Here is a 25700-nt window from a genome sequence, read left to right as displayed (position 1 = left end):
CAGCATGTCAGGCAAAAAGCTTCTGCTGGAAGGCCTCTCTGACGCTGTGGGCTTCGTGGGTGGCGCACTGACCGGTTACTGGCTGGGTCAGCTTCTGGGCTGGAACATTTTCAGCTCGGGTTATGACAACGCCAGCATTGGCGCGATTTTGCTGGTGGGCCTGGGCGGCGGCGGAGGTTTGCACCTGGCGCGCTTTTGGCGCGTGCGTCAAAACAAAGACAAAGCACCCAAGCCATGACAGCGTTTGCACTCCCCGTGAACCTGACCGGGCAGCATGTGCACCTGGTCCCACTGGCCCACGGACACCACGACGACCTGGTCCAGGCCGTGCGCGATGGCGAACTGTGGAACCTCTGGTACACCGCCATTCCCACCCCCGATGGCATGGCCACCGAAATTGCGCGCCGACTGGATTTGCAAGCCAAAGGCAGCATGTGTCCATTTGCGGTGATCGATCCAGCGTCGGGCCGGGCCGTGGGCATGACCACCTACATGAACATCGACGGCGCCAACCGGCGCGTGGAAATTGGCTCCACCTGGTACCGCCAAAGCGTGCAACGCGGTCCGCTCAACACCGAAGCCAAGCGCCTGCTGCTGGCGCATGCGTTCGACACCCTGAACTGCATCGCGGTGGAATTGCGCACGCATTTTTTCAACCACCAGAGCCGCCGCGCCATTGAGCGCCTGGGTGCCAAGCTCGATGGCATCTTGCGCAGCCACCAGATCAACACCCATCCTTTGTCTGTTGGCGCACTGCGCGACACTTGCGTGTACAGCATCATGGCCAGCGAGTGGCCCAATGTCCGCACGCATCTGGACTTTCAATTGAGCCGTTCGAGCCCCAAGGACACCCGGTCATGCTGATCGACTTCTTCTACACCCTGCGCGCTGCCAAACTGCCGGTGTCGGTGCGCGAGTACCTGACACTGCTCGAAGCCTTGCAGGCCAATGTGGTCGGCCCGGCCTCCGAGGCCTGCAGCATCGACGATTTTTACCACTTGGCCCGCACCGTGATGGTCAAGGACGAAAAGCATTTCGACAAGTTCGACAAGGCTTTTGGCGCTTACTTCAAGGGCGTCGAGATGCTGACCGACTTCACCAAAGAAATCCCTCTCGATTGGCTGGAAAAAATCCTGCAAAAGGAACTCACGCCCGAGCAAAAAGCCGCCATCGAAAAAATGGGCTGGGACGAACTGATGGAGACTTTGAAGAAGCGCCTCGAAGAACAAAATGAACGCCACGAGGGCGGCAACAAGTGGATTGGCACCGGCGGCACCTCGCCCTTTGGCAACGGCGGTCACAACCCACAGGGCATCCGCATTGGTGGCAAGGGCGGCAACCGCAGTGCGGTCAAAGTCTGGGACCAGCGCGCCTACAAGGATTACGACGACAGCCAGGAGCTGGGCACCCGCAACATCAAGGTGGCGCTGCGCCGCCTGCGCCGCTTTGCCCGCGAAGGCTCGCACGACGAGCTGGACCTGGACGGCACCATCCGCAAAACGGCGGCCAACGCGGGTTACCTCGACATCTTGATGCGGCCCGAGCGCCACAACAATGTGAAGGTGCTGCTGCTCATGGACGTGGGCGGCACCATGGATGACCACATTGCGCGGGTTGAAGAGATGTTTTCTGCCGTCAAAGCAGAATTCAAACACTTGGATTTCTATTATTTCCACAACTGCGTCTATGACTTCATGTGGAAGAACAACAAGCGCCGTTATGCCGAAAAGTTCCCGACCTGGGACATCCTGCGCAAGTACAACAAAGACTACAAGCTGATCTTCATCGGGGATGCGACCATGAGCCCCTACGAGATTTTGCAAAAAGGCGGCAGCGTCGAATACAACAACGAAGAAGCCGGGGCCGAGTGGCTGCAACGCCTGACGCACACTTTCCCCAAATTCGCCTGGATCAACCCCGAACCGCAAGGCGTGTGGCAATACCGTCAAAGCATTTCGATCATCCAACAACTCATGAGTCAGCGCATGTACCCGCTGACCTTGAAGGGGCTTGAGGACGCGATGCGAATGCTCAGCAAATGAACCGCCCTGGCCATCCGCGCCGCCGTTGGGGCTGGGCCATGGCGGGTGGCTTGCTGGCACTGAGCGCCATGCTGTGTGGCACAAGCTTGGCGGCCACTGACACAGATATTTCCAACGCCCCCGTCTTCGAGCTGGTGGTTCGTGCCGACCAAGCGGCCATCGCACCCTTTCTGACGCAGCATTTGGCCCTGCAGCGCTACCGGGCACTGAGTGACCTCGATGAAATCGAGTTGTCGCGCCTGTTGCGTGATGCCGATACACAGGCACGCGAACTTTTGGCGACGTTGGGCTTTTTCAATCCGCAGTTGCGCTGGACACATGACCTCTCTGCGCAGGGACGAGCGTTGGGCCAGGTGCAACTGGACGTGAGCACCGGCCCACCCGCTCGCATTGCCCAGGTGCAATGGCATTGGCAAGGCGATGTGGCAGAAAACCCCATGGCGCAAACCCAACAACAAGACATCGTTCAGCTGTGGGCTTTGCCGCCCGGCGAAACATTCACCCAGACAGCCTGGAACCAGGCCAAAAATCAGGCCCTGCGCCAACTGGTCTCAGAGCGCTACCCCTGGGGTCGGCTGGTCAGCAGCCAGGCGCGCATCGACACAGACAACAACCGGGTACATCTGGATCTGACACTGGACTCAGGCCCCAGCGTGCGCCTGGGCAGCGTGCAAATCACGGGGGCTGACAAGTACGGTGCACAACAAGTCGAACGCCTGGCCCGCTTGCTCCCAGGCAAACTCTATCGACAAAGCGACTTGCTCGAGGCACAGCAACGCTTGGTGGTCAGTGGTTTTTACGACTCCGTTTTTGTCAGCCTTGACCCGGAAGCTGGCGGGGAAGTCGCACCGGTGAAAGTGGAGTTGAAGGAAAGCTTGCGGCAAAAATGGGTACTGGGATTGGGCATGCGCAGCGACAGCGGTGCCCGCGTAACGGCAGAACACACCCACCACAGCATCCCCGGGCTCCATTGGCGAGCCGTCAGCAAAGTGGCACTGGACCGAGACTTGCAAAGCGTTGGCCTTGATTTGTTGGCCCCGCCCGACAGCGATCTTTGGCGCTGGAACACATCGCTCAAGGTCGACCATGAAAAGCGGGTTGGCTTTCAGGTCAACAGCCAACGTTGGCGCGCCGGACGCACCCAACTTGGGGAACGCATCGACAGGTCTTATTTCGCCCAATACGACTCCGCCAACCAGATGGGTGACATTCAGGGACAAAAGGAATCGATCAGCGGCAACTACGCATGGATCTGGCGCGACTTTGACAGCCTGCCTTTTCCCAACCGGGGACTGGGCTTGGGGGTTGAGGTGGGCACGGGCGTGACACTGGGCTCTGATCGCGAACCTTATGCGCGCTGGCTGGTCAGGGGTCTGGCATTCATGCCTCTGGGCAAAACGGCAGGACGATTGGCCTTGCGGGCAGAAATGGGCAGCGTGGTCAGCCGCAACACCGTCAACTTGCCCACCACCCAACTGTTTTTGACGGGCGGTGACAACAGCGTGCGCGGGTATGCACCCAACAGCATCGGTGTGACAGCAGACAACGGACTCATCGTGGCGGGCCGTTACCTGGCGTCGGGCAGCGTGGAATGGCAGCGCCCCATCGTCTGGAACCAGCAACGCACCGATTGGGAAAGTGCCATCTTTGCCGATGCCGGTGCCGTGACCAATGCCATGAGTCAAGTCCGTGCCCAAATCGGCTATGGCGTGGGCGCTCGCTGGCGCAGTCCAGTCGGCCCCGTGCGGATGGACTTGGCCTATGCCCAGTCGCTGCGCAAGCTGCGTCTGCACCTGAGTGTGGGGTTCACCTTTTGAACACACCCGCCGACACGCCTGCCCTGCCCGGACCTGTGCCGCTTCACCGGCGTATCGGCAAACGCTTGCGTTCGTTGTTCGCCCTGGCCTTGTCCGCGCTGTGGGGCCCCTTGCTCCTGTTGAGCATGGCCTGTGCTTTGTGGGTCTGGTCTGGCAGTGCGGGGTCACTGCGCACGGTGCTTCAGGTGCTGGCTTGGTCCTTGCCTGCTGGTCAGCAACTGAGCAGCGCAGATGTGCAAGGCAACTTGCGCGAAGGTGGACAACTGGGTCTGCTGCGCTGGCAAAGTCAGGGTTTGCAGGTCGAAGCGCGTGGTGCCCACATCGCACTCGACTGGTCCTTGCTGTGGCGTCAGCCTTGGCCAGTGCGCAGCATCCACCTGGAAGCGCTGAACATCGAAGACCAGCGGCCACCACAGCACATGACCGCACTCAGCTCGCTCAAGCTGCCCTTGCCAGTCCAAATGTCCTTGCAAATCCAGCAGATGACCTGGAAAGGTGCCACGACGCTGATGTTGTCCCATGTTCAAGCAGACTATGCTTACGATGGTCATGAACACAGTCTGCACGTCAACTCGCTGACGCTGGCCAAGGGTCAGTACACCCTCCAAGCCCGGTTACAAGCAGCAGCCCCGATGGCCTTGAACATCGGCTTGCAAGGACAGGTGCAAACCCCAAGCACTGACCGAAACGCCGCGACACAGCTCGCGCTGCAGTCGACGGTACAAGGCACTTTGTCAGGGATGCAGGCCGAACTCTCGGTCACGGCCCAATTGGCACCGAAATTGGCACCGAGCTTGAAAGAGAGCACATCCACGCGAGCGCAAGACGCCCCCCATCTCGACCTGCAAGCCCTGATTCGGCCCTGGCAAAAACAGCCAGTCGTTCAAGCGCAAGCGCAATGGCAGGCCTTGGATTTGGCACCGCTGTGGCCGGGGGCACCACAGACCCGCCTGAACGGGCAATCCAACGTGAAACCCGAGGGTGACGCCTGGCTGCTCGATGCGCAACTGACCAACCTCACGCCCGGCCCATGGGATCAGGCACGCCTGCCCGTGTCGCAATTGAGGGTGCGTGCGCGTCACCACCTGGGTTTGTGGCAAGTCCAGCAACTGCAAGCCGAATTGGCAAGCGGACAGGTACAGGGGCAAGGTCAGCAAACGCTGCTGGGCTGGACAGGTTTGCTCGATGTCAGCGGATTGGTGCCTGCGCAGATGCACAGCGCCATGGCCGGGCCGCCGATGCAAGGGCGGCTGCAAGCCCAATCAGTCGCCCTGGACCGCATCGCCATACAGGCCGATCTGACCACACAAGACCTGCCAGGCAAGGGGTCGTTCGCATCGAAACGCCCCACCACGACGGCCGGCCGACCGTCATGGGAGCGCTTGCATCTACAAGGGCAATGGCAAGGTGACGAATGGGACATTGCCTCATTGAAAATCGACGCAGCCCAAGCCTCACTGGAGGCGCAATTCAAACTTCACCCCGCCAAGCTTTCTGCGCAAGGCCGTTTTGCCGTGACCTTACCCGGGCTCAAAGCGCATGGCCAAGGCACGCTGGCCCCGCTCAACGGGCAAGGCACATTGGACATGGATGTGCAGGACGCCGCCCAAAGTTTGACCTGGCTGCAAAGCTGGCCCGGTTGGGGCGCCTCACTCAAACCATTCAAAGCCTCCGGGCCAGGGGTCCTGGCTGCGCGATGGGAAGGTGGCTATGCCCAAGCCGATGCGCCACTGACGCTGCAGCTCCAATTGCCCCGCGTCGAATGGCAAAGGCCCCAACAGTCACCCTGGTTCATCACGCAAACTCAGTTGCAACTGCAAGGCACGCCCCGGTCTTTGCAGGCTCAGCTGCAAGCTCGCATCGGCCAGGGCGCTCAAAGCGCAGAACTGCAAACCCACTGGAGCGCCAACCGGGGCGACATGAAAAGCCACGATTGGCAAGGCCAGATCGACCGCCTGAAGCTCACTTCTCAAAATCCCAAAGCCCCCATGCCTGCTGCGCCAGGCACCGAGCCAACCAGCTCCTGGCTTCTCGAATTGAAACAAGCCTGGGCCTGGCAAGCCCACTTGAGCGACTTGGAGCCTCACCTGAGTTGGGGGCCGACCACTTGGCAAGTTCAGGGCCCCACCCCCGGCACCGCCCAGTTGCTGGGCGAAGCGGGTGCCTGGACGGCCCCCGGCCCCGGACGTCCGGCACGCGCGCAAGGGGCCGCCCGCTGGCAGGATCTGCCCCTGAGCTGGCTGACCGTATGGGCCAACACAGACGTTCAAAACGACGTGATGCTGCAAGGCCAAATACAAGTGCAGATGGACCAAGACCTGAGCGTGACCGCATCGGTTCAACGCAGTCGGGGAGATTTGCTGATCCACACCGAGAACGCCGCCGGACAACGCTGGCCTGCAGGTTTACGCGAAGCCCGTGCGCTCTTGCGCATACACAATGAAAACATACAAACCGAACTGAGCTGGGACAGCGAACACCTAGGCCAGATACAGGCCCAACTGCAAAGCAGACTGGCGCAGACGACTGAAGGCTGGCAATGGTCTGAACAGGCTCCCCTCAGCGGCAAGGTTCAAGCCCGCTTGCCCAAGGTGGGTGCATGGTCCGTTCTGGCCCCGCCGGGCTGGCGGGTACAAGGCACACTCGATGCGCAGTTTGACCTGTCCGGTACGCGCACCCAACCTCAATGGCAAGGTCGTCTGCAAGCAGACAACCTGGCGGTTCGATCCGCTGTGCAAGGCATCGAATTCAGCCAAGGACAATTGCAAGCGCGGCTGCAAGCACAGGAGCTGATCTTGGAGCGCCTGAGCTTGCGGGGTGCAGGCGCGCAAGGCGGTGAATTGCAAGCGCGCGGAGAAATCAGTTTTGCCCCTACTGGCCGTGCCACGCCAGGCAGCAGCACAAGCCCTTTGAGTGCAGCCAGAATGACCCTTCAGATGGAGGCCAAAGCGCTGCGCGTGAGCAACCGGGCTGACCGTCGTTTGGCCATTTCCGGGGATGTCACAGCTCAAATTGACAAAGGCCAATTGCTGGTTCGAGGCTTGGTCAAAGCCGACCAAGCCTTGTTCATCTTGCCCGACGACAGCACCCCCAGCCTGGGCAGCGACGTGCTGGTCGTCAGACCAAGCTCTGGAGACATCCCGACGGGAGATGCCGCTTTGAAAGGCCAGGCCCCTGCTTCCTGGCTGGGCGTGCCCGATGTGCGCGTCATGCTCGACCTGGGTCCCGACTTTCTGGTTCGGGGGCAAGGCCTCAACACCCGCCTCGGTGGCCAAGTTCAATTGGTGAGCAACGCAGCCACCCGGGGCCAGCCACGCTTGACAGGGCAAGTGCGCACCGAAGGCGGACGCTACAAAGCTTATGGTCAGCAATTGACCATTGAGACGGGCGTGTTGCGCTTCAACGGTCCATATGACAACCCCAGCCTGGACATCATTGCCTTGCGGCCCAATTTGTCTCAGAGTGTCGGCGTCCAAGTCACGGGAACGGCTTTGCTGCCGCGCATCCGCTTGTACGCAGAGCCCGACATGCCCGATGCGGACAAATTGGCCTGGCTGGTCCTGGGCCGATCGGCCGCCAGTGGCGGTGCAGAGTCGGCAGTGCTGCAGCAAGCGGCCCTGGTTTTGTTGGGCGGCAATGGCAAAACCCTCAGCGGCGAACTGGCCAGCAGCCTCGGACTGGACGAGATTTCCCTGGCCAGCGGTAGCCGCTCGGACACCACCGCAACAGGCGCGGCCATCACCTTGGGAAAGCGCCTGTCCAAGGACTTTTACCTCGCCTACGAAACCAGTCTGAGCGGTACCTTTGGCAGTCTCTACATTTTTTACGACTTGTCGCAACGCCTGACCTTGCGCGCTCAAGCAGGCCAACAAAGCGCACTGGACCTGATCTTCACCATCCGCAAGGACTGAGCGCACCAGCCGCCATTCGGCATGAGTTCAGCAAGCGCGCACAGCTTGTGTGACGGTCCTCGCCATCCACCCTGCCAATTCCTGGCTGCAAGCATTCTGGTCGCCTCAGGGTCTTGATTGGTATGGGTGAAACTCAGGATTTGAATAATCCAAAAGTAACCATAAAATATTCAATCAAGCGCATCGATGTGTGCCTCCAAATTTACAGACTCCAAACTTTCATGCCCTGCGAAGCCTGCCGAACACCCCCCCAGATCAAGATGACACCGTGGTCACCATGGATGCACAAGCTGTCCCCATGACTTGGGCCCGCTTGAATCCGTGCCCGAACATTCCCCAGCCAACCGACAAACCCTGCGAGAACATCCCATCATGATGCACACCCCCATCTGGCGTTCTGAAGATGCACACTTGCTGCGCAACTTGAGAGAAAGTGCCAACCTGGACGATCTGGTGTTCGCTCGCATGAATGCGATTTCCCTGACCCAACTGCATGAGCTCGAAGGCCAAGGGGAAGGCCTGTTTTACAACGAACAGATCAAGGCCAACACCGGTAACAAATTGCTGAAAAAATTGGGGCACGCCATCGTGCAACCCGCGTCTGCACATGAGCAGGCCGCCGAATTGGCCACAGAGATGCCAACGAAATGCGCATCCGCACAGCCGCTGTTGAGCGCACCTCACCTACTCGCCACACCCGCCCCCATGGGCGCGTCATCGTTCTCCTTGCGGCTGTTCAAGGGCAAAGGCCTGAACATCGAACCCAAATGGGCGGGCGCACTTTTGGTGCTTTGCCTTGTGACGTGGACCGTGTCACAGGCACGCTGGTCTGAATTACGCCCTGCGCCGGACGCGGGCGCGCGCACAACAGGGGCTCAACCCCTGCTGAACCTGACACTTGTGGCGCAACAAACTGGACCGGCCCATAACCGCCTGGATACCGTATCAGCGGCAACCATGGCTTCGCTGACTTTGCCGCTGAGTGCTTCACCAGAGGCACTGAAAACGGGCACCCCCAACCCAAGCGGTGCAGCGGCTGGCCAAAATTCAAAAGCAGACTGCGATGTCCAGCAAATTCAAAGCAGTGCCATCCATGAGTCTCATGATCCCATCAAGGCGGGCAATTACATCCATTTTGTGGCCCAGCAAGACGTTGCCCTTTGCGTTCGGGACCATCAAAACAAATTGACCAGGCTGCAACTCGGGGCAGGATCTGCACGCAGCGTCTACGGCGCACCACCTTTTTTGGTGCACAGTGCCAATTGGCCAGGTTTGCAGGTTTTTTTCCAGGGCCGTCGGGTCACCGGTGCGCCCGAACGTTCCGCGCACTGGGTCTTCAAAAGCAAAGAGGTGCCCCATCCATGAACTTCACGGCAAGGGCTCAGGCGTCCTCTTGCAACGAAGTCGATGAAGCCGATGAAGCTGGCAAATGCCGGTTGAGCACTGCCAACAATTTTTTGTAATCGAAAGGCTTGCTCAAATAATCGGTCAGGCCCAAAGCCTTCCATGTGTCCAGATCGCTGGCAAAACCCCCGGCCGTCAAGGCCACAACCGGCAGCTTGTGCAGTGCGGGGATTTGCCGGATCCGGCGGGTCGCCTCCAGCCCCCCCATCACGGGCATTTGCAGGTCCATCAACACCAGGTCATAAGACGCTTTTTGCAGCATCTCCAAGGCGATCAAGCCATTTTCGGCCGTATCTACTTGCACATGGCCCATCTGCAGGAGTTGCCTGACGATGTCCCGAATGGAGCCGTTGTCGTCCACCACCAAAATACGCCGACCAGCCAACACCTCATCACTCACCCCAGAGGACGTCAAACCCGCACCCGGGTGGATGTCATCCGTGCCCACCTGCAAACGCACGGTAAACCAAAAGGACGCGCCCTGCTCCGGCATGGACTCAACGCCGACATCGCCCCCCATCAACCGTGCCAAGCGCTTGCACAAGGTGAGCCCCAGCCCCATGCCCCCAAGTCGCTGGGCTTGTTCGCTGTCCGCTCGCTCAAAGCCCTCAAACACATCGATCTGTATAGCCGGGTCCAGACCGATGCCTGAATCCTGCACCGTGAAGCGCAAACGCTCCCAGTCGGCATCCCTGTCCAGGCGCTCAACCCGCACAAGCACATGCCCCTGATCCGTGAATTTGACCGCATTGCTCACCAAATTCATCAAAGCTTGCGTCAACCTCGATGCGTCCCCCATCCACTTGTCAGGCAAACCCGCCTCAAGCACCACCCGAAAATCCAAGCCCTTGCGAGCACACGCGGGAGCCACCAGGTCACTGACTTGCTGCAACACCGTGCTCAGGTCGAAGACTTGGCGCGCCAACACCAGTTGGCCACTTTCCATCTTGGACAAATCAAGGATGTCGTTGATCATGTCCAGCAAAAGATGGCCCGCATCCTGTGATTGCTGGAGCCATTCCCGCTGTTGAGCATGGATGTCGCTGCGCAACAGCAAGTCGGTCAACGCCATGATGGCGCTCATGGGCGTGCGGATCTCGTGGCTGATGTGGCCCAGAAAACGGGTCTTGGCCATGTTGGCTTTTTCGGCCTGGATGCGCGCCTGACGCAGGCTCTCTTCGTAGTGTTTTCGCTCACTGATATCGCGGGTCACCCCGAGAATTTCAACCAAACCCCCATTGGAATCCATCAATGGAAACGACAAACACTCTGTCCAAAAAGTAGACCCGTCCTTGCGGTAGTATTCCAGTTCACCTTGAAAACTTTGGGGGGTTCGCCCCTGCTGCAAAGCCTGCCCCACTTCCTGAAAGTACTGCATCGATACGGCAGCAGATTCAGGGGTGAGTGTTTCGTTCAGTGGCATTTGCATGGCTTCGGCAGGCGTCACGCCCCGCAGCTTTTCCACGGCCGGACTCACATAGGTGATCTCACCCATCGGACTCATGCTCCAAATGACATCACGGGCACTGTCGGCCAGAACCCGATGCCTCTGCTCACTGACCTGTAAACGGGTTTGCGCCTCCAGTCTGCTGGCAATGTCTTTCACAATCAAGACCCAGAGTGTCGTGTCCTGAGGGCCTTGAACCCGAGTCAAAAAAGACACCTCAACGACAACCTGGCTGCCGTCTGGTGTGGAGAGTTTTTGCACCCAAGCCTCAACAGGCGGCATGCGCAAAGGGTCCCCGTTCCGTTCATCAGCAAAAAGCCGGATCTCGTCGGACAGACCCGTTGCCGCGCCAAGTTGCGACAAGTCCATCCATGAAATGGACAGCAATTGCGCAACCGTTCGCCCCATCAGCTTGGCGAAAACCGTGTTGACGCGTTTGAATTGCCCCGTTTTCGCGTCGACGTGCACCACACCGAAAGGTGAAAACTCAAAGTCTGGAGCCTCTCTCGATTCAGGAAATTTGAGCAAGCTTTGCAGAATTTTGAGCATGAAATGCAGCATTGTGTGATTGTTCCACAAGACAAACACATCGGCATCGGGCAACAAGTATCCTTTGTCCTGTCGTTCGATCACAGCAAACAAGGTGTGAAACCACGGCCACCTGCTGGCATTGGGCTTGAACGTTGCATGCTCATCTGCGAATGTCATTCATCTGGATTTTGGATGCCGCCATTGCCCGTAAAATGCAAGCCTCGCCACCGTAGTTCAATGGATAGAACTCTCCCCTCCTAAGGGAGTGATACAGGTTCGATTCCTGTCGGGGGCACCAAACCTGAATCCGCACACGCAGGATCACCCCCGAATGGGACCCAAAGCCACCAGGCGCAAGATGGCTTGTCGCAAGGCTGCAGAACGTGCACTTTGCCCTACAGATTGCACACTGTACCGATGCCCTGCAGGCAGCAAATGCAACTGAACACCCAGCATTTCAATTTGTTCCAGGGTCTCGAGCTCATCCACATTCGACTGCATCTGAGATGGGTCCACCAAGGTCACGCTGCCTTTGCCAATGACTTCAATGGCCACGCCGTTTTCGATCACCAAGGCGGTGTCTTCGTCGATACCGACCCCCCAACAAATCCGGACGCATGGCCAAGGTTGACAACAACCGGGCCAACCGTCTGCGCTCCGAAAAGTGTTGATCCACCACCGCCTGCGACAGCAAGCCCAGACCGATATCGGTGTCCACGGCCTCTTTGCTGGGTCGAAGCACGGCAGGCCCCTGCGCGATCATGTGGCGTGACATCACAGCAGCGCCAGCACTGGTGCCGCCAATGCAGCATCGGTTCAAGTGAAAGGACTGGTGCAAAGCCTGATAGGCAGGGGTGTCCCACAAAGTGTCCATCAGCTTGGACTGATCCCCCCCACTGATGAAAATGCCATCGGCGTGCATGATTTCGGCATGCAGCCCTGGTGCATGGGCGCTGCCACGGTCATCGATGGCCAGTCGCTGAACATCTTCGACACCCAAGGACCTGAACGCATTTTGGTAACTGGACCAAACCCCCTCGGGGTCTCCACTGGCAGCCGTGATGACGCGGACACGGGCCCTCAGGCCACCACAGTAGTCGACATATTTGCGCAAAATGAGGCGATCCTGCAAACGGTCTTCTGCGCCGCCAACTATGACCAAGCGGGATATTTTGGGATTCTGAGCCCAGGCAGACAAACCTGTCTGTGCGGCCATGCCCCAAGCTGCGATGGCGATGATACGACCCGTTGCGTCTCTTCGATTCATGCGTGCACTCTAACCCATGCCACGTCAGTCAGTTCGTGCGTGAACCTTCTTAAAAAGCCTCATTTTCAGCTTCAAGAAAAGCCAGACTGATGTACTTGCCGATATTGCCGTCAAAGCCCTGCATGGTTTTGGCACGCGCTTGCACACGCGGGTCTTTCAGCACCTGCGTCTTGGCTTGCGCCTCGCCTCGGCCGTCTTTGACGGCTTGCAGGCAAGGCTCCCAAATGCCCGCCATGAATTCGCCGTAGGTTTTCAACAGGTCTTTGCGCGGCTCCCCGTGGCCGGGTGCCCACAACTGATCGCCTGTTGCAGCCGTCAAATCTTTGTAATATTTGAACGTACCCAAATAAGAGCCTTCATCCATGTTGGCGATGCGGTTGGTCATGGCGATGTCGCCCACGGCAGTGAGTTTGTCCTGCACCACCTCCACACACAAATCAGAAGGGGTATGGGCCGTACCGTAATGGTGCATGCGCAAAGTCACGTCGCCAAACTGAATGCGCTGACCATGCTGGACGGCGGTGTTGGGCAACACCACCTCAGTGCCCAGACTGGACTGGTTGGTCCAGCGCTCCATCAGGCTGCGCCACAGATTGCCCTCGGTGCCTTTGAGCTTTTCAATGGTCGAAGGCAAGGCGTAAATGGGCAGTTGCTGACCAAAGGCTTTGACAAAGGCGTGGTTGCCCAGCCAGTGATCGCCGTGGTAGTGGCTGTTGAAAACGGCAACGACCGGCTTGTCGGTGACCTTGCGGATCATGCGGATCGCCATCTGGCCGATTTGCAATGAAGCCCCCGAATCGAGCACCACCACGCCCGCCGAAGTCACCACAAAAATCACGTTGGACATCATGCCGCGGTTTTCGGGTGTGGGGAAACCATCGGGCGAGAAAATCATCCAGACATGCGGCGACAACTGCCGAGCCGGGATATCGGCCACAGCCGGGCCTTCAATGAAGTCCTGCGCCTGTTGCGCCAGCAAGCGCGCTTCTGGCCAAAGCGCTGCACTGGCCAAAGCCGCACCTGTCATCCAAAAATGTCTTCTTTTCATGTGCAATTTTCTCTTTACAACAGCACCAGCAAGCGTGTCAGAACTGCATTTCAAGACGTGCAGGCCGACAGACTCGCCTCATGCGGCATAGCCCTTGTTGGGCAAGCCGCCCAGGATCTTGGGGGCATTGAGCTTGCGCGGCTTGACGCGCCCACCAGGCTGCGTCTTGAGCCATGTCTCCACCACTTCCCAGATTTGCTTGTTGCCCTGGTTGCGGGCCTCTTCGGCCACGGGTGCCCAACCGGCCACTTTGTATTTTTTGCCTGCATCGATCAGCTGGCCATTCAGGCGCATGTCGCCAATCCGGTTGCCGATGGTGCCCACCGGGTTGCAGCTGTAACTCATGCCCCCAACGCGCACCATGTCGCCGCCTTGCTGGTAATAAGGGTCGGGGTTGAAGAGGTTATCGGCCACGTCTTCCAGCACCGTCTTGAGGGTCTCACCGGTCATCTCGGTCACGGTGGCGTACGAATACGTGGTGGCCGTCATGTCGAGCAACCATTCACGCGTGATGGCCTGGCCCGGCAGCAAGGACGTGCCCCAGCGGAAACCGGGAGAGAACGCGATCTCGGCCCCCTGAACATCGAGCAGCGCATCGACCAGCAACTGGTCGCCCGTGCCGTTGAAGTTGCCTCGGCGGTACAGCAGCCCCTCGGAGACACCCAGTTGCTCAGCCAACTTGCTTTCGTAAGGTGCGCGGATCTTGGTGATCAGGGCATCCATCTCCTTGTCGGCGGGCAGCATGTTGGAGAACACGGGCAGCAGCTTGTAGCGGAAATCGCTGACTTTCTTGTCTTTGACATCGAAGTCCAGCACCCCCAGAAACTTGCCGTTCGATCCCGCGTTGGTGACGATGGTCTTGCCGCCTTTGTTGGAGACGATGCTGGCCACCGGCATGCCGTCATGCGTGTGACCGCCCATGATGGCGTCAATGCCGCTGACACGGCTGGCCATCTTGAGGTCCACATCCATGCCGTTGTGGCTGATGACCACCACCACCTGCGCCCCTTTGCCTCGGGCTTCATCGACCATTTTCTGCATGTTCTGGTCCTGGATGCCGAACTCCCAATCGGCCACCATATAGCGCGGGTTGGCGATCGGGGTGTAGGGAAAGGCCTGGCCAATGATGGCGCAAGGCACGCCATTGATCTCGCGGATGACATAGGGCTTGAACACAGGGTCACCAAAGTCATTGGTCTTGACGTTTTGCGCCACGAAATCGACTTTGCCCGCAAAATCTTTCTCGACGATTTCCTTCACGCGCGCCATGCCCAGGGTGAACTCCCAGTGACCGGTCATCACGTCCACGCCCAGCAACTTGCACGCATCGACCATGTCCTGCCCGTTGGTCCACAGGCTGGTGCCCGAACCTTGCCAAGTGTCGCCGCCATCGAGCAACAAGGCCCCGGGGCGGCTGGCCTTCATGCGTTTGACCAACGTGGCCAAGTGTGCAAAGCCCCCCACCTTGCCATAGCGCCGGGCGGCTTTTTCATAATCCAGATAAGTCAAGGCGTGGGCTTCAGCCGTGCCGGGCCGGATCTTGGCCACTTGCAACAAATGCTCGCCCACCAGATGCGGCAAATTGCCCTGCATGGTGCCAATGCCCATGTTGATGCTGGGTTCCCGGAAATAAATGGGTTTGAGCTGCGCATGGCAATCGGTCATGTGCAAAAAGGACACGTTGCCGAATTTGGGAATGTCGTACAGCCCATGGGCTGCTGTGGCCGCACTGGCTTCAGAAAACTTGCCCATGCTCATGCCGGCCATGGTGCCCGCGCCCATGACCTGGATAAATTCGCGTTTGGTGAGGTTCATATTTGCAATCACTGATATATGTTGACCAAAAAAACCCGGACCAGCCGGGTTTTAGAAATCACTGGTTGACGGGTGACTTGGGATCGAGCAACAAGCCCACGATGTGCCGCACCTGCGACTCGTTCAGAATGCCCATGTGGCCAGCACGTGGCATGTTCGAGCAGGCGTTGTAGGCCTTGGCATTCCAGATCTTGCCCCAGGTGTATTCCACAATGGCTTTGCTGGCAGGGCTGGCAGGATCGGACACACCACGGATCTTGCCGTAGTTGTAAAGGCTGGGGCCAATCGTGCCATAGGAGATTTCTTCCTTGCTGATCTGATGGCAGTTATAACAATTGCCGCCATTGGCGGTTTTGGCATCGTCCGTCCAGGTCAGGCCGCGGCCACTTTGGGCAATGGCTTCGCCTTGCTTCCAGTCCCCGATGAATTGGCCGTCCGATGGCCATTTGATGGTTTTCAGGTTGGCCTCTTCCAGCGCCTTGGCCGTCTTTTCATCGAGTGGCTTGCCGGCCACATCGGCTTCGCTGCAAGCGCGGTTGGTTGCATCGGTGGCGGTGATGCGCTCGACTTTGACAGGCCCTTGGTCGCGGAAGGAGGCTTTGACAATCTGGTCGGTCAAGGCATTGAGTTCGGCCACGGAAGGGGCCGAGGCACAACCGGCAGCCACCACAGCGGCGGTCAGGCTGGCCAACACAATTGAAGTCTTTTTGTTCATGAAGGTCTCCTGATCAGATCAACGCTTGATGGCGGGAGCCACCGAAGCCGCGCCCTTGGCATTCACACCCAGGTACGTGGCCAGGGCAATGGTCGCATCACTGGCAAAGCCGGGGTAAGGGAAACGCTGTTGCCGGTAGCAGTCGTTCAGGCGCAGTTGCATGCTCCACATCTGACCGTTGGAAACGCGGTATGCGGGCCAGGCTGCAAAACCCAAACCATCTCCGGGGTTCTTGGTCAGGACGGGCAGATCCTGCAAACGGATGCGTTTGCCTTCTTCGCCATGGCAAGAAGCGCAGGAAAAGTCGTGAGGTCCGCCACGCTGGAAGAACAGGCGCTTGCCCACTTCATAAAACGTTTTTTCTTGCGAATGGGCTTGGGACAGGTTGAACCTGAGCCCCTTGGATTCGGCAGAGATCCAGGTGGCCAAAGCAGTCACATTGGCCATTTCGCCGCGGCCAAACGGCGTCTTGGCGATTTCTGCCGCGTTGAATCCTTGCAAGGTTTCCATGCAGGTCAGCAGGCGCGACTCCAGGTCTTGCACGCGCTGCGTGTCGGCAAAGTAACGAGGCAACTCGACAAAAGCCCCTTTCACAACGCCAGCGCCTTTGCCCAGATCGCACTTTTCAAGCGAAACCTTTTTGGGGCCTCTGGCTTGTTTCCAAAGGTCTTCGCCTTTGGCTTCAAACAGCTCGGCGGGATTACCGTCGGCCAGCATGGCGCGGTATTCGTCAATGCCCTGGCTGGCGGTTTTTTGCGCCATGGCGGGCACAAAAGACCAGGCCAGTGCAGCAGCAATTGAAATGTGAATGGCTTTTCTCATGGTCACCTCAAGGGGGGATGGGTATCAAACGAAAAAGGGTGAAGAACGCAACTTCACCCTGGTTACCGCACCTGCAGGCTCAGGATACGGTGGCTTCGTCGGTACGGGTGTCGCCCTTGTTGTCTTTCCAGGTCACGGCCACCTTGTCACCCGCCTTGGCCCCCTTGATGGCGAACTGCATGAACGGGTTCTTTGACACGGCGGGGCCCCATTCTGCGGCCAGCACGGGCTTGCCATTGAGCGAAGCGGTGACTTCCTGGATGAACCAGGCAGGCACGGTTTTGCCGGAAGCGTCTTTGCGCTGACCGGATTCCATTTCGTGGCTCATGAGCACACGAACGGTTGCTTTGTCGCCAGCGGCTTGGGCACGAATGCGCATTGGATCTGCCATTTTTCTCTCCTAAATCTTTCGGTGAATGTTTTGAAGGCGTTGAAGACCGGGCTTAACCGCCGCAGCCCCCCAATGTGACCTTCACTTCTTTTTTGGCCCACAGTGCCTTGCCGTCGGCCATGATGGCCACAGCGTACACATCCGAAGATTGGCCCATCTTGGCGCGGGTGGCAAAGTTGGCGTCTACTGCATCGCTGACTTGGAACATGGCCACCAAAGCGGCCGGGTTTTTCTCGACCAAGATCAGCAACTGCTTGACACCGGGCAATGAAGTGCTGGCACCCAAAGGCACCACAGCACCGTTTTCTGCGATGTCTGGACCGGTGATGGTGACGTCCTTGCTTTCGGCCAAGCTGGCTGCGCCATAGGCTTTGACAGCGTCTTGCACGGACTTGGCATCAAAAGCCGCCTTGTTGAAAGCGGCATGTGCGAACTGGGGAAAGCCAGCCGAAGCCAGCAAACCGGCCACGACAGCGCTTTGCTTGAGTGTCTCGCGACGTGTTTGCATCTGAAATCTCCTTTGTGATTGAATGATGCTAATGAAACTGGTTCACAAGTTCAACGGGATTATCCCCTTGTCACTTGCTGGCCCCTTTGGAAATCCATTCGGCAATCTTTTTGGCATCTGCATCGGGCAGCCCTTGTGCCGGCATGGGGATCGGCCCCCAAACACCTGAACCACCCGCCTTGATTTTGCCTGCCAGGTAATCCACTTTACCGGCGTGCTTTTTGGCGATTTCATTGAAACCCGGTCCGACAATTTTCTTGTCCACGCCATGGCAGGCGGTGCAGCTGTGCTTGTTCAACAACGCAATGGCGGCTTTGGCTTCGGCGTTTTCTGGCTTGGGCGCTATGGCTGGGGCGGCAGTTTGTGCTGCAGACACCACGGCTCCCGCCTTGGGTTCAGGTCGGGTGGTGTCGGCGCCACGCTGCGGGCCCACGATGCGGTTTTGCTCGGCCAAATTACCGTGGGCATTGCGTGCAAAGTCAGGCAGGAAAGACGCCAGCTTGGGCTCGGGTGTGCAATCTTTCATGCAGATCTTGTTGACAGTATCGGGCTGAACGGTGCCACCAAACTCCTTGCCGGGCCACATGGCGTGCTGTGTGGTCATGCCGTTTCGATTGGGCATGCGTTCTTGCACTTCGGCGATGTTCTGGTCCGACAAGACATAGTTGTCCGGCACGATGTTCGCCAAGTTGAGCAAGAAAGCTGTGACCGCATAGACCTCTTCCGTGCTGAGCGATTTAGGGCTGGTCCAGGGCATGGCGCGGTTGATGTAATCCCACAAGGTGGAGACCGTCGACACTTTCATGATGGTCGTACGGCCAGGATAGTCCGAACGGTTGAGGTTGGCGACACGCCCTGTCTTGATGTCTTGTGCGGTTGTGCCACCAATCAGGGGGCTGAACACCTCACCCGATTCGCCGAACACACCATGACATTGGGCGCATTTTCCCTCCCATACATCCTGACCTTTGGCCACCGAGCCAGAACCTGCTGGCAGGCCCTTGAAGTCTGCACGCACATCAATGTCCCACTTGGCGACTTCTTTGGGTGTGGCAACACGGCCCACACCGGGATAGGGGGTGTTTTGCGCCGAAGCCCAAGTGGCCATCGCCAACAAAGCCGCCGTTAAAAAGGCTTCACGAAACCTGGACATTTTTCACCTCACCGTTTTCCTGCACCAACCACGACTGGATGGCGTTGTTGTGATAAATGGAGCGGGTACCGCGAACGGCGCGCAACTGCTGGTATGTGGGTTGCACATGGCCTGTTTCGTCTTGTGCGCGACTTTGGATGATGGCGGGCTTGCCGTCCCACACCCAGTCGATATTGAAACGGGACAGAGCTTTGGACAAAACGGGGGTTTCCAGCCGCGCCTGACGCCAGTTGCGTCCGCCATCGGTGGACACGTCCACGCGCTTGATCTTGCCCTTGCCCGACCAAGCCAGGCCCGTGATGTTGTAAAAACCTTTGTCCAGCAACACCTGGCCACCAGAAGGTGTGGTGACCACACTCTTGACTTCCTGGATGTTGGTGTATTGGCGGTGCAAGCCACCCGGCTGCAAATCGATGTAGTGAATGGCCTCGTCTTTGGCTGCGTAAGGTTTGTCGCCGACTTCGACACGGCGCAGGTACTTAACCCAGCTCACACCCTGAACGCCTGGCACCACCAGACGCAGCGGGTAGCCGTTTTCCGGACGCAACATTTCGCCGTTTTGGCCGTAGGCCACGATCACTTCTCCCGACGTGATCAAACTCATCGGAATGGTTCGTGTCATGGAGGAACCGTCACCGCCTTCGGCCAGCACAAACTTGCCATTTTTCAGGTCGGCACCGGCCAGCTCGAGCAAGGTGATCAGGGGCACGCCCGTGAACTCGCTGCAAGACAACATGCCGTGCGTGTATTGCACCGTAGGCACCGCCACGTTGCCCCAGTCAACCGCGGTGTTGGCGCCACACTCAATGAAGTGGAAACGCGAAACCGACGGCAAACGCATGATCTCGTCCATGGTGAACACCATGTTCTTTTTGACCATGCCGTTGATCATGAAGCGGTGCTTGGACGGATCGATGTCCCACCAGCCTTGGTGGTGACGCTCGAAATGCAAGCCACTGGGCGTCACGATGCCAAACAGGGACTGCAATGGCGCAAAAGACACCGAGGCTTGGGTGGTTTGCGTCAAGCCCGGGCTTTGACGGCGCTGCAAGTTTGCCTCGAATTTGGAGGGCTTGCCATAACCTTCAACCGCCACACCCTGACCCAGGTTGGTCGCATGCTCTGGCAAATTCAAGATGTTCGGATCGCCGCCCTCGGTCGGCACAGGGTTGCCTTGCGCCAACACCATGGGTGCTGCTGCGCCTGCTGCCGCAGCCGCAAATGCGTTGCGAATGAAATCTCTGCGGCCTTTTTTGCCTTCGGCAAAGACCTCCTTGATCCCATTTTGGGTCAGGAAATTTTCAGGTGCTTTTTGCACCCTTCCTGATTGGATACTGTCTGCGTTCACACAAACTCCTTGTTAATTTGATCCTTTTCAACCACACCGATGGCCAGTTGCGTACAGACCGCACGACAAACCTTCGCTGCAGTTTCGTCTGCAATTCGATAAAACATCTGAGCACCCTGACGGCGCTTGCCCAACACGCCCGAGCGAAACAAAATATTCAAGTGCTGAGACATATTCGGCTGGGGTACGCCAATGTTTTCAAGTAACTGCCCCACGTTCTTTTCCCCCTGGCACAACTGACTGATGATCCGCAAGCGAATCGGTGTCGACATGACAGCAAACAGATCTGCTGCCTTGTCAAATACTTCATCGGTCTCGTCTGCCATGCTGCTATTTTCATTAAATCTTTATATTCGGATGTATGAATATATACGTCAAACGATAAACATGAATCAGGGATTACACCAACCCGAGCATCTGATCAAAAAAGGATGATCAGATGCTTTCCATTACAACCTTAGAACTTCCAGCCGTATTGCACACCCAGCGATTGCTGAGACATGCGCACGGTTTCGGTGATGCCTGATGCGCCGGGCATCATGGCGTTGTACATAGACGCCCCGGTCACCGTGTTTTTGGGTGCATACATGTAAGCCCAGGTGAACTCCGATGCCTTGCTCAATGCGTACGTGCCGCCCAAGGTGTAGTGCTGCTTGATCACACCGGGGGCCAGGATGTTGAAGGTCACGTTCTCGGGTTTGACCGGATTGGTGGACTGGTTATACCCAACACGCAGCAACATGGTCGGTGTGGCTTGCCACTGAACACCCAACTTCAACACATGGACGTCGGACCAGCCAAAACCAGGACCATTGAGCGAACCCATGGGGCTGCCCGCCATCAAATTGCTCATCGCGTTGCCAATGGAAGTCACGCCGCTGTAGTTGATGCGAGAGTAATCAGCGGCCACTGACACGGCTGGCGTGACCTGAACATTGAGACCCAGCGCGTAGTTCTCAGGAATGTCAAAGGAGCCTGCATCCGCAAACAAACCGGCGTACTCGTCGAATTTGCTCATCTTGATCTTGGGTGAATAGGTCACACCCAACTTCAGGGTATCGGTCAACTGTCCCAGATAACCCAAACGGACACCCAGGCCCGTGCTGCGCTCTGTTCCCGTATTGCTGACCTTCGCCGGCGCCATTGAAAAACCAGCAAACGCATCCAAGCCAGTGGCTTTGAATTGCTGCATCACCAACAGAGGAGATACCCCCACCGAATGCTGTGCATCGATTTTGAAGCCGAAAGTTGGAGCAATGATCAGTTGCATCAGGTCAACACCCAGCTTGCCCTGACCGCACAGCAAATTGCCTTGGTAAGGCTGACCCGTGTTGGGGTTCATGCACATGACATTGCCACCCGGGTATTCAGTGTTCATGCCGCCGTTGCCATAGACGGTAACGCCCCAACTTCTGCGATCATCTATTTTTGTGTTGTACGCAAACTCTGGGACAGCAAAGGCACTGCCATCGCTTTTCACATCGCCTTCGAGCATGCCGCCAAAGCCAGGGGCCGAACGCGCCGCGCTGCGCTTAGGACTGAAAACGTCCACTCCAATTTCGGCACGGTGTCCTGCCCACACAGAAGCGGCCGGATTGTTGATGCCAGCAAAGGCGTTGTCGATCACCGCGACTGAGGCCCCGCCCATGCCTTTTGACTTCATCCCAAAACCGTGCGGAAAGTAGCCATCGGTCGCCCAAGCCGCCGAGCCTGCAGCAAAAACAGCGGCCATCACGGTGGCGCGCAGCATGTTGATTTGTTTCATGTCTTTGTCTCCTGGTCGGTTTAAATCAGAATTCACCTTTGTGGCCGCGCTCCATCATTTCCCAGATGGTGTCGCGCACAGCTCGGGCCTCTTCTTTCAATGGAGAAGGCAGCTTGCGCCCCATCTTGACCATCATGTCCATGTTGAGCGTGTACATCCAGAGACCGTCTTCTTTTTCAACCAACGAGATTCTGCAAGGGAGATATGCAGCCATGTGCGGGCTGAAGTCAACCATTCGACGCGCAGTTGTAGGCGTACAAAACGAATAAACCGTCAGAAGTTTTTGTTTCTGACCGGTCCGGGCTTCGAGTTCTTTGGACAAGGGCAAGGTGCCCACGTCTTTCATGTTGCGTTCGGTGGCCACTTGCTTGAGCACTTGCTCGACTTCACTGGCCGTGATGCCAGGCTTAACTTTGCGCTCCCATGTGGTGGCAATCGCGATATCACCCTCACCTTCGACCCACCTGTCCCACATGCGCCCGGCTTCGGCTGCTGCGCCGGCTTCGAGCTTGCCCATGGTGCTGATGGTGCCGCAGCCGGTCAGCCAAACTGAACTGGCCAAAACGGCCCATTTGATCCACGTGAAAGATTTGCGCATTGAATGTCTCCGGTCGTCATGCATTGATGTACTTTGGCTCGACACAAGCCTTGTGTCTTGCTGAGTTGATGCGCATCATCCATGACCCTGGAGAAATTAGGTATTGGCAGATACCCTATACCCTATGGGGTAAAGTATAAATTTGGCTCTTGCATGTAGAGACTGAAAGCATTCACTTGAACTTGTAATGATCCCGATTGAGCACGGCAGCCACCGCTTCCACCTCTTCAGGAAACATGCCCAAGTTCAATTCGGTGTTGCATTGCTCTACCATTCCTCGCAAAAATGCCGCCGTGTTGATGCGGCCTTGGGGTTTGTAAATGGCGCTGCCATTGCCCCCCACCTTGGAGACGTGACAGGCCACACATTGGTTGTCAGCAATCAACTTGACCCCCAACTGGAGGTCTGCGTTCTTGAAGATGTCCGGTTGAGCTTGCGCATGAAGCCCGACCAGAACCAGGGCCAGCATCAGGCCCGCAGCGTTGCGCAGTGTCATGGGGTTTTCCAGTCAAAAAAGCCGCTCAAAGGATCACCCTGGAGCGGCAAAAAAAGCCACGAGTACCCATCGTGCTTTCTACAAAATCATGTTTTCAAGCCCATCTACTCAGGCTTGGCATTTATTTGGCACCAGCCAAAATCCAGTTGGCCAAAGTCAAGGCGTCAGCATCGTTCAACGCGGCCTGGGCAGGCATGGGCACAGGACCCCACTTGCCAGCACCACCGGCCTTTATGCTCTTGGCCAAAGTGGCCGCAGCGTCTTTTTGCCCACTGTATTTTTTGGCAACGTCTTGGTAAGCCGGGCCCACCAGCTTCTTGTCCACAGCGTGGCACGCCATGCAGGCATTTTTCTTGGCCATGTCCAGGTTGGCAAAGGCTGGGGCACACGCCAAGGCCGAGACGGCAGCCACAGTCAGGATAAGTTTCATGAAGACTCCAAAGGGTTTTATATAATCGTTCGCTAATTTAACCTAAATCAAGCTGCTGTTCGTGCTACGGATAGCATTTGCGCATCAGGGATTTCACGGATAAACAGGGCGCGCGCAAGCCGTAGGAGTCCCCATGAGCTCATTCGAACGATGGTGACTCGGGCTTGACCACTGGCTTGCCTGCAGTGGCCCACGCATCATAGCCACCCGCAATCGACGTCACATTCAAATAACCCATGCTTTGCATGGCTTGCGCAGCCAAAGCTGCACGCCCGCTGGTTTTGCAGTAAACGACGACCTTCAGATCACGCGACGACAACGCAGGAGTGGCACTGAGCTTGAACTCCAGCAAGCCACGGGGGACCAGCACAGCACCGGGCAAGTGGCCTGCAGAAAATTCGTCGGCTTCGCGCACATCCATCAACACATCGGCTTGCTGAATGACCGCTTCTGCCTCATGCAAAGCCACTTCGCGGATGATGGATTTGGCTTGGGCGACCAGGTCGTGGGCTGTTTTCATGGTGGTCCTTGTGGTTCGAAAATGGGGTTTCAGGGGGTCAACTGGGCGTTCAAGGCCTGCAGGCTTTGGACCGACAAACTGCCAGTCAATGCATCCAATTGCAAGCGGGTGACCAGTAGCTCGGTCTGTGCGCGCAGCCAGGCCAGTTCAGCCTGGGCTGAGTCGTTTTCCGCTTGCAGCAACTCCAGCGTGGTGCGATCCCCCACTTGACGGCCCAAACGCGTGGCGTCCAGCCTGGCAGTGCTGGCTTTCCATGCGGCTTGCAAGGCCGACAAACGGGCGGGGCCGGTTTGCAAGGCCAACCAAACAGATCGGGCTTGCTGCTGGGTTTGCTGCATGGCCATCTCGTATTCGGCCTCGGCCTGCGCTTGCGCACTCACGGCCTCTTGCAGTTTGGCGCTGCGGTAGCCGCCTGTGTATAAGGGCACGTTCAGGCTCAGGCCCAGCATCTTCTGGTATTGCGTGTTGCTGGCAGGGCCAAAGTCGCCGTCGCCGCTCAGGCGTTCACGCCCGGCCTGGGCTACCAAATCAAGCGTGACACCCCCGCGGGCTTGGTGCTTGTTGACCTCTTGTCGAGCCACGTCCCACTGAGCTTTTTTCAATCGCAAGCCGGTGTTGGCTTCACGCACCCGGGCCAGCACCTGGTCCAAAGGGGGTGATGCAGTGACCGACACGGCGGATTGAGGAGCTTGGGGTTTGATGACCTCAGGCTGTATGCGTGTGGATTCGGCCAGCACCTGACGGGCCATTTGCAGTTCGCTCTCGGCCACCAGCAACTGCGCTTGCAAACCCGAGGCACGGGCCGCTGCTTCATGCGTGTCAGTCACCGGCAAATCGCCGATGGCAAAGCGGTCCTGGGCTTCAGCCAGAGAGCGCTGCACGGCAGCGTATTGGTTTTTCAAAACCTGTTGTTGTCGCTCGGTCAGTAAGACATTGAAGTAGCGCTGCACCGTCAGCAACATGAACTGCTGCTGAGCCTCATCGGCGCGCCATTCGGCCATGCCAGCAGATTGCTGCAGTTGCGTCTGCTGTGCCTGGCGTTCAGGGCTGTACAGGGGTTGTTTGGCTTGCAAGGACCAGCGCGTGGAGGTCGCGGCACTGGCCGAGGTGCCAAAAGACACGCCATTGGATTGGCCAAAACCGGGCGCAGAAAATTGGGCGCCTTGCATGCGGGTGTCTGCCGACATGGCCCCCACCGTGGCACTGCCCATCACAACGGGTCGCCACAGTGATTGGGCTTGCGCTTCGAAGGCTTGCACCGAGGAACGGGTGGCTTGCACCACCTGCATCTGCGGGTCATGCTGGCGCGCCTGCTCCCAAGTTTGCAGCAGGTCCAGCGCCTGCGCAGCGGGGGCGCAGAGCGCAGCGACCAATAGCGCGCCACTCAGGCGTTTAAGGTTCAATCGTGACGGGGTCATGTCGCGCTGGCCTTCTGATCAGCAGCCGCGCTCAACACCCAACTTGCTGAGGATCGTCTCCATCATGCACCACTTGGTCAGGGCACTTTGCAGCAAGTTGGCACCCACAAAAGCAGTGAAAGCCAACCACCATTCACTCACAAAGATGGGGCTACCCTGAATACCGAGTGCCAAAGACAACAAGATGAAGGTACCAGCGACCAAACGAACGATTTGCCAAGATTTCATGATGATTGACTCCTGTTGATGAAAAA

25 protein-coding genes and 1 tRNA gene are annotated in these 25700 nt (G+C 57.9%); 7 read left to right on the top strand and 19 right to left on the bottom strand.

Features of this window, described 5'->3' with window-relative positions; translation table 11 throughout:
• The first annotated feature begins 4 nt into the window (after window positions 1-4).
• The 6 genes from B9Z47_RS04355 (at window position 5) to B9Z47_RS04330 (ending at window position 9135) form a co-directional block, all read left to right on the top strand.
• Window positions 5-238 carry a hypothetical protein gene (locus tag B9Z47_RS04355; RefSeq protein ID WP_108329955.1) on the top strand — a complete coding sequence of 78 codons (234 nt, stop codon included), beginning with the start codon at window positions 5-7 and terminating at the stop codon, window positions 236-238.
• The gene (locus tag B9Z47_RS04350; RefSeq protein WP_108329954.1) at window positions 235-864 is read left to right on the top strand and encodes a GNAT family N-acetyltransferase; all 630 of its coding nucleotides are present in this window, start codon (window positions 235-237) and stop codon (window positions 862-864) included. Before B9Z47_RS04355 ends, B9Z47_RS04350 begins: the two co-directional genes overlap by 4 nt.
• Window positions 858-2042 carry a VWA domain-containing protein gene (locus B9Z47_RS04345; protein WP_108329953.1) on the top strand — a complete coding sequence of 395 codons (1185 nt, stop codon included), beginning with the start codon at window positions 858-860 and terminating at the stop codon, window positions 2040-2042. The genes B9Z47_RS04350 and B9Z47_RS04345 overlap by 7 nt, the downstream gene beginning before the upstream one ends.
• On the top strand, window positions 2039-3859 hold the full coding sequence (locus B9Z47_RS04340; RefSeq protein WP_108329952.1) for an autotransporter assembly complex family protein: 1821 nt from the start codon (window positions 2039-2041) through the stop codon (window positions 3857-3859). Before B9Z47_RS04345 ends, B9Z47_RS04340 begins: the two co-directional genes overlap by 4 nt.
• Window positions 3856-7770, top strand: coding sequence for a translocation/assembly module TamB domain-containing protein (locus B9Z47_RS04335; protein WP_108329951.1), 3915 nt, complete (start codon window positions 3856-3858; stop codon window positions 7768-7770). The genes B9Z47_RS04340 and B9Z47_RS04335 overlap by 4 nt, the downstream gene beginning before the upstream one ends.
• Window positions 7771-8142: 372 nt before the next feature.
• Window positions 8143-9135: a hypothetical protein gene (locus tag B9Z47_RS04330; protein WP_146185751.1), complete on the top strand. Its 993-nt coding sequence runs from the start codon at window positions 8143-8145 to the stop codon at window positions 9133-9135.
• Between the two features lie 16 nt (window positions 9136-9151).
• On the opposite strand, the gene B9Z47_RS04325 is transcribed toward B9Z47_RS04330, so the two are convergent.
• A complete protein-coding gene (locus tag B9Z47_RS04325; RefSeq protein ID WP_158271614.1) occupies window positions 9152-11170 on the bottom strand; it encodes an ATP-binding protein in 2019 nt (672 codons plus the stop codon).
• 205 nt (window positions 11171-11375) lie between these two features.
• On the opposite strand from B9Z47_RS04325, the gene B9Z47_RS04320 reads away from it, so the two are divergent.
• A tRNA-Arg gene (locus B9Z47_RS04320) sits at window positions 11376-11450 on the top strand.
• A 23-nt stretch (window positions 11451-11473) separates the two neighbouring features.
• Here the strand turns inward: B9Z47_RS04320 and B9Z47_RS04315 are convergent.
• The 18 genes from B9Z47_RS04315 to B9Z47_RS04230 all read right to left on the bottom strand — a co-directional run bounded on the left by B9Z47_RS04315 (window position 11474) and on the right by B9Z47_RS04230 (window position 25674).
• Window positions 11474-11725, bottom strand: a complete 252-nt coding sequence (locus B9Z47_RS04315; RefSeq protein WP_146185750.1) for a hypothetical protein — start codon at window positions 11723-11725, stop codon at window positions 11474-11476.
• Window positions 11697-12419, bottom strand: coding sequence for a cyanophycinase (locus B9Z47_RS04310; RefSeq protein ID WP_108329947.1), 723 nt, complete (start codon window positions 12417-12419; stop codon window positions 11697-11699). The genes B9Z47_RS04315 and B9Z47_RS04310 overlap by 29 nt, the downstream gene beginning before the upstream one ends.
• Window positions 12420-12468: 49 nt before the next feature.
• The gene (locus B9Z47_RS04305) at window positions 12469-13467 is read right to left on the bottom strand and encodes an MBL fold metallo-hydrolase (protein WP_233253641.1); all 999 of its coding nucleotides are present in this window, start codon (window positions 13465-13467) and stop codon (window positions 12469-12471) included.
• A 78-nt stretch (window positions 13468-13545) separates the two neighbouring features.
• Entirely contained in the window at window positions 13546-15282 is a 1737-nt protein-coding gene (soxB, locus tag B9Z47_RS04300) for a thiosulfohydrolase SoxB (protein ID WP_108329945.1), read from the bottom strand.
• 58 nt (window positions 15283-15340) lie between these two features.
• Window positions 15341-15997: a sulfur oxidation c-type cytochrome SoxX gene (gene soxX / locus B9Z47_RS04295; protein WP_108329944.1), complete on the bottom strand. Its 657-nt coding sequence runs from the start codon at window positions 15995-15997 to the stop codon at window positions 15341-15343.
• An 18-nt stretch (window positions 15998-16015) separates the two neighbouring features.
• Entirely contained in the window at window positions 16016-16819 is an 804-nt protein-coding gene (soxA, locus tag B9Z47_RS04290) for a sulfur oxidation c-type cytochrome SoxA (RefSeq protein WP_108329943.1), read from the bottom strand.
• 79 nt (window positions 16820-16898) lie between these two features.
• Entirely contained in the window at window positions 16899-17210 is a 312-nt protein-coding gene (gene soxZ / locus B9Z47_RS04285; protein WP_199226244.1) for a thiosulfate oxidation carrier complex protein SoxZ, read from the bottom strand.
• A gap of 52 nt (window positions 17211-17262) precedes the next feature.
• On the bottom strand, window positions 17263-17718 hold the full coding sequence (gene soxY / locus B9Z47_RS04280; protein WP_108329941.1) for a thiosulfate oxidation carrier protein SoxY: 456 nt from the start codon (window positions 17716-17718) through the stop codon (window positions 17263-17265).
• A gap of 70 nt (window positions 17719-17788) precedes the next feature.
• Window positions 17789-18871, bottom strand: coding sequence for a c-type cytochrome (locus B9Z47_RS04275; protein ID WP_108329940.1), 1083 nt, complete (start codon window positions 18869-18871; stop codon window positions 17789-17791).
• On the bottom strand, window positions 18855-20219 hold the full coding sequence (gene soxC, locus B9Z47_RS04270; RefSeq protein WP_233253640.1) for a sulfite dehydrogenase: 1365 nt from the start codon (window positions 20217-20219) through the stop codon (window positions 18855-18857). Before soxC ends, B9Z47_RS04275 begins: the two co-directional genes overlap by 17 nt.
• The gene (locus B9Z47_RS04265; RefSeq protein ID WP_108329939.1) at window positions 20216-20545 is read right to left on the bottom strand and encodes a helix-turn-helix transcriptional regulator; all 330 of its coding nucleotides are present in this window, start codon (window positions 20543-20545) and stop codon (window positions 20216-20218) included. The genes soxC and B9Z47_RS04265 overlap by 4 nt, the downstream gene beginning before the upstream one ends.
• A 131-nt stretch (window positions 20546-20676) precedes the next feature.
• Window positions 20677-21984 (bottom strand): OmpP1/FadL family transporter, encoded by a 1308-nt coding sequence (locus tag B9Z47_RS04260; RefSeq protein WP_199226243.1) that lies wholly within the window; start codon window positions 21982-21984, stop codon window positions 20677-20679.
• Between the two features lie 25 nt (window positions 21985-22009).
• Window positions 22010-22582 carry a DUF302 domain-containing protein gene (locus tag B9Z47_RS04255; RefSeq protein ID WP_108329938.1) on the bottom strand — a complete coding sequence of 191 codons (573 nt, stop codon included), beginning with the start codon at window positions 22580-22582 and terminating at the stop codon, window positions 22010-22012.
• Between the two features lie 172 nt (window positions 22583-22754).
• On the bottom strand, window positions 22755-23078 hold the full coding sequence (locus tag B9Z47_RS04250; protein ID WP_108329937.1) for a hypothetical protein: 324 nt from the start codon (window positions 23076-23078) through the stop codon (window positions 22755-22757).
• 121 nt (window positions 23079-23199) lie between these two features.
• A complete protein-coding gene (locus tag B9Z47_RS04245) occupies window positions 23200-23508 on the bottom strand; it encodes a c-type cytochrome (RefSeq protein ID WP_108329936.1) in 309 nt (102 codons plus the stop codon).
• Window positions 23509-23647: 139 nt separating this feature from the next.
• A complete protein-coding gene (locus tag B9Z47_RS04240) occupies window positions 23648-24028 on the bottom strand; it encodes a rhodanese-like domain-containing protein (protein ID WP_108329935.1) in 381 nt (126 codons plus the stop codon).
• Window positions 24029-24057: 29 nt separating this feature from the next.
• Window positions 24058-25446 carry a TolC family protein gene (locus B9Z47_RS04235; RefSeq protein ID WP_108329934.1) on the bottom strand — a complete coding sequence of 463 codons (1389 nt, stop codon included), beginning with the start codon at window positions 25444-25446 and terminating at the stop codon, window positions 24058-24060.
• Window positions 25447-25464: 18 nt separating this feature from the next.
• Window positions 25465-25674, bottom strand: coding sequence for a DUF2892 domain-containing protein (locus tag B9Z47_RS04230; protein ID WP_108329933.1), 210 nt, complete (start codon window positions 25672-25674; stop codon window positions 25465-25467).
• Between the last annotated feature and the right edge of the window lie 26 nt (window positions 25675-25700).

This window comes from Limnohabitans sp. 2KL-1, from assembly GCF_003063435.1.
GTDB lineage: Bacteria > Pseudomonadota > Gammaproteobacteria > Burkholderiales > Burkholderiaceae_C > Limnohabitans_A.
The sequence above is the reverse complement of the archived record's forward strand: the minus strand, read 5'-3'. Positions and strand labels throughout refer to the sequence as shown.

Excerpts from the sequence above, each read along its gene's own strand:
- B9Z47_RS04305 (WP_233253641.1), bottom strand. The coding sequence starts at position 13,467 with ATGAAAAGAAGACATTTTTGGATGACAGGTGCGGCTTTGGCCAGTGCA.
- soxA (WP_108329943.1), bottom strand. The coding sequence starts at position 16,819 with ATGAGAAAAGCCATTCACATTTCAATTGCTGCTGCACTGGCCTGGTCT.
- B9Z47_RS04355 (WP_108329955.1), top strand. The coding sequence starts at position 5 with ATGTCAGGCAAAAAGCTTCTGCTGGAAGGCCTCTCTGACGCTGTGGGC.
- B9Z47_RS04235 (WP_108329934.1), bottom strand. The coding sequence starts at position 25,446 with ATGACCCCGTCACGATTGAACCTTAAACGCCTGAGTGGCGCGCTATTG.
- soxZ (WP_199226244.1), bottom strand. The coding sequence starts at position 17,210 with ATGGCAGATCCAATGCGCATTCGTGCCCAAGCCGCTGGCGACAAAGCA.
- B9Z47_RS04260 (WP_199226243.1), bottom strand. The coding sequence starts at position 21,984 with ATGAAACAAATCAACATGCTGCGCGCCACCGTGATGGCCGCTGTTTTT.
- B9Z47_RS04265 (WP_108329939.1), bottom strand. The coding sequence starts at position 20,545 with ATGGCAGACGAGACCGATGAAGTATTTGACAAGGCAGCAGATCTGTTT.
- B9Z47_RS04240 (WP_108329935.1), bottom strand. The coding sequence starts at position 24,028 with ATGAAAACAGCCCACGACCTGGTCGCCCAAGCCAAATCCATCATCCGC.
- B9Z47_RS04245 (WP_108329936.1), bottom strand. The coding sequence starts at position 23,508 with ATGAAACTTATCCTGACTGTGGCTGCCGTCTCGGCCTTGGCGTGTGCC.
- soxY (WP_108329941.1), bottom strand. The coding sequence starts at position 17,718 with ATGCAAACACGTCGCGAGACACTCAAGCAAAGCGCTGTCGTGGCCGGT.
- B9Z47_RS04330 (WP_146185751.1), top strand. The coding sequence starts at position 8,143 with ATGATGCACACCCCCATCTGGCGTTCTGAAGATGCACACTTGCTGCGC.
- B9Z47_RS04345 (WP_108329953.1), top strand. The coding sequence starts at position 858 with ATGCTGATCGACTTCTTCTACACCCTGCGCGCTGCCAAACTGCCGGTG.
- B9Z47_RS04230 (WP_108329933.1), bottom strand. The coding sequence starts at position 25,674 with ATGAAATCTTGGCAAATCGTTCGTTTGGTCGCTGGTACCTTCATCTTG.
- B9Z47_RS04255 (WP_108329938.1), bottom strand. The coding sequence starts at position 22,582 with ATGCGCAAATCTTTCACGTGGATCAAATGGGCCGTTTTGGCCAGTTCA.
- B9Z47_RS04275 (WP_108329940.1), bottom strand. The coding sequence starts at position 18,871 with ATGTCCAGGTTTCGTGAAGCCTTTTTAACGGCGGCTTTGTTGGCGATG.
- B9Z47_RS04250 (WP_108329937.1), bottom strand. The coding sequence starts at position 23,078 with ATGACACTGCGCAACGCTGCGGGCCTGATGCTGGCCCTGGTTCTGGTC.
- soxB (WP_108329945.1), bottom strand. The coding sequence starts at position 15,282 with ATGAACCTCACCAAACGCGAATTTATCCAGGTCATGGGCGCGGGCACC.
- B9Z47_RS04325 (WP_158271614.1), bottom strand. The coding sequence starts at position 11,170 with ATGCTCAAAATTCTGCAAAGCTTGCTCAAATTTCCTGAATCGAGAGAG.
- B9Z47_RS04340 (WP_108329952.1), top strand. The coding sequence starts at position 2,039 with ATGAACCGCCCTGGCCATCCGCGCCGCCGTTGGGGCTGGGCCATGGCG.
- B9Z47_RS04310 (WP_108329947.1), bottom strand. The coding sequence starts at position 12,419 with ATGAATCGAAGAGACGCAACGGGTCGTATCATCGCCATCGCAGCTTGG.
- soxX (WP_108329944.1), bottom strand. The coding sequence starts at position 15,997 with ATGAACAAAAAGACTTCAATTGTGTTGGCCAGCCTGACCGCCGCTGTG.
- B9Z47_RS04350 (WP_108329954.1), top strand. The coding sequence starts at position 235 with ATGACAGCGTTTGCACTCCCCGTGAACCTGACCGGGCAGCATGTGCAC.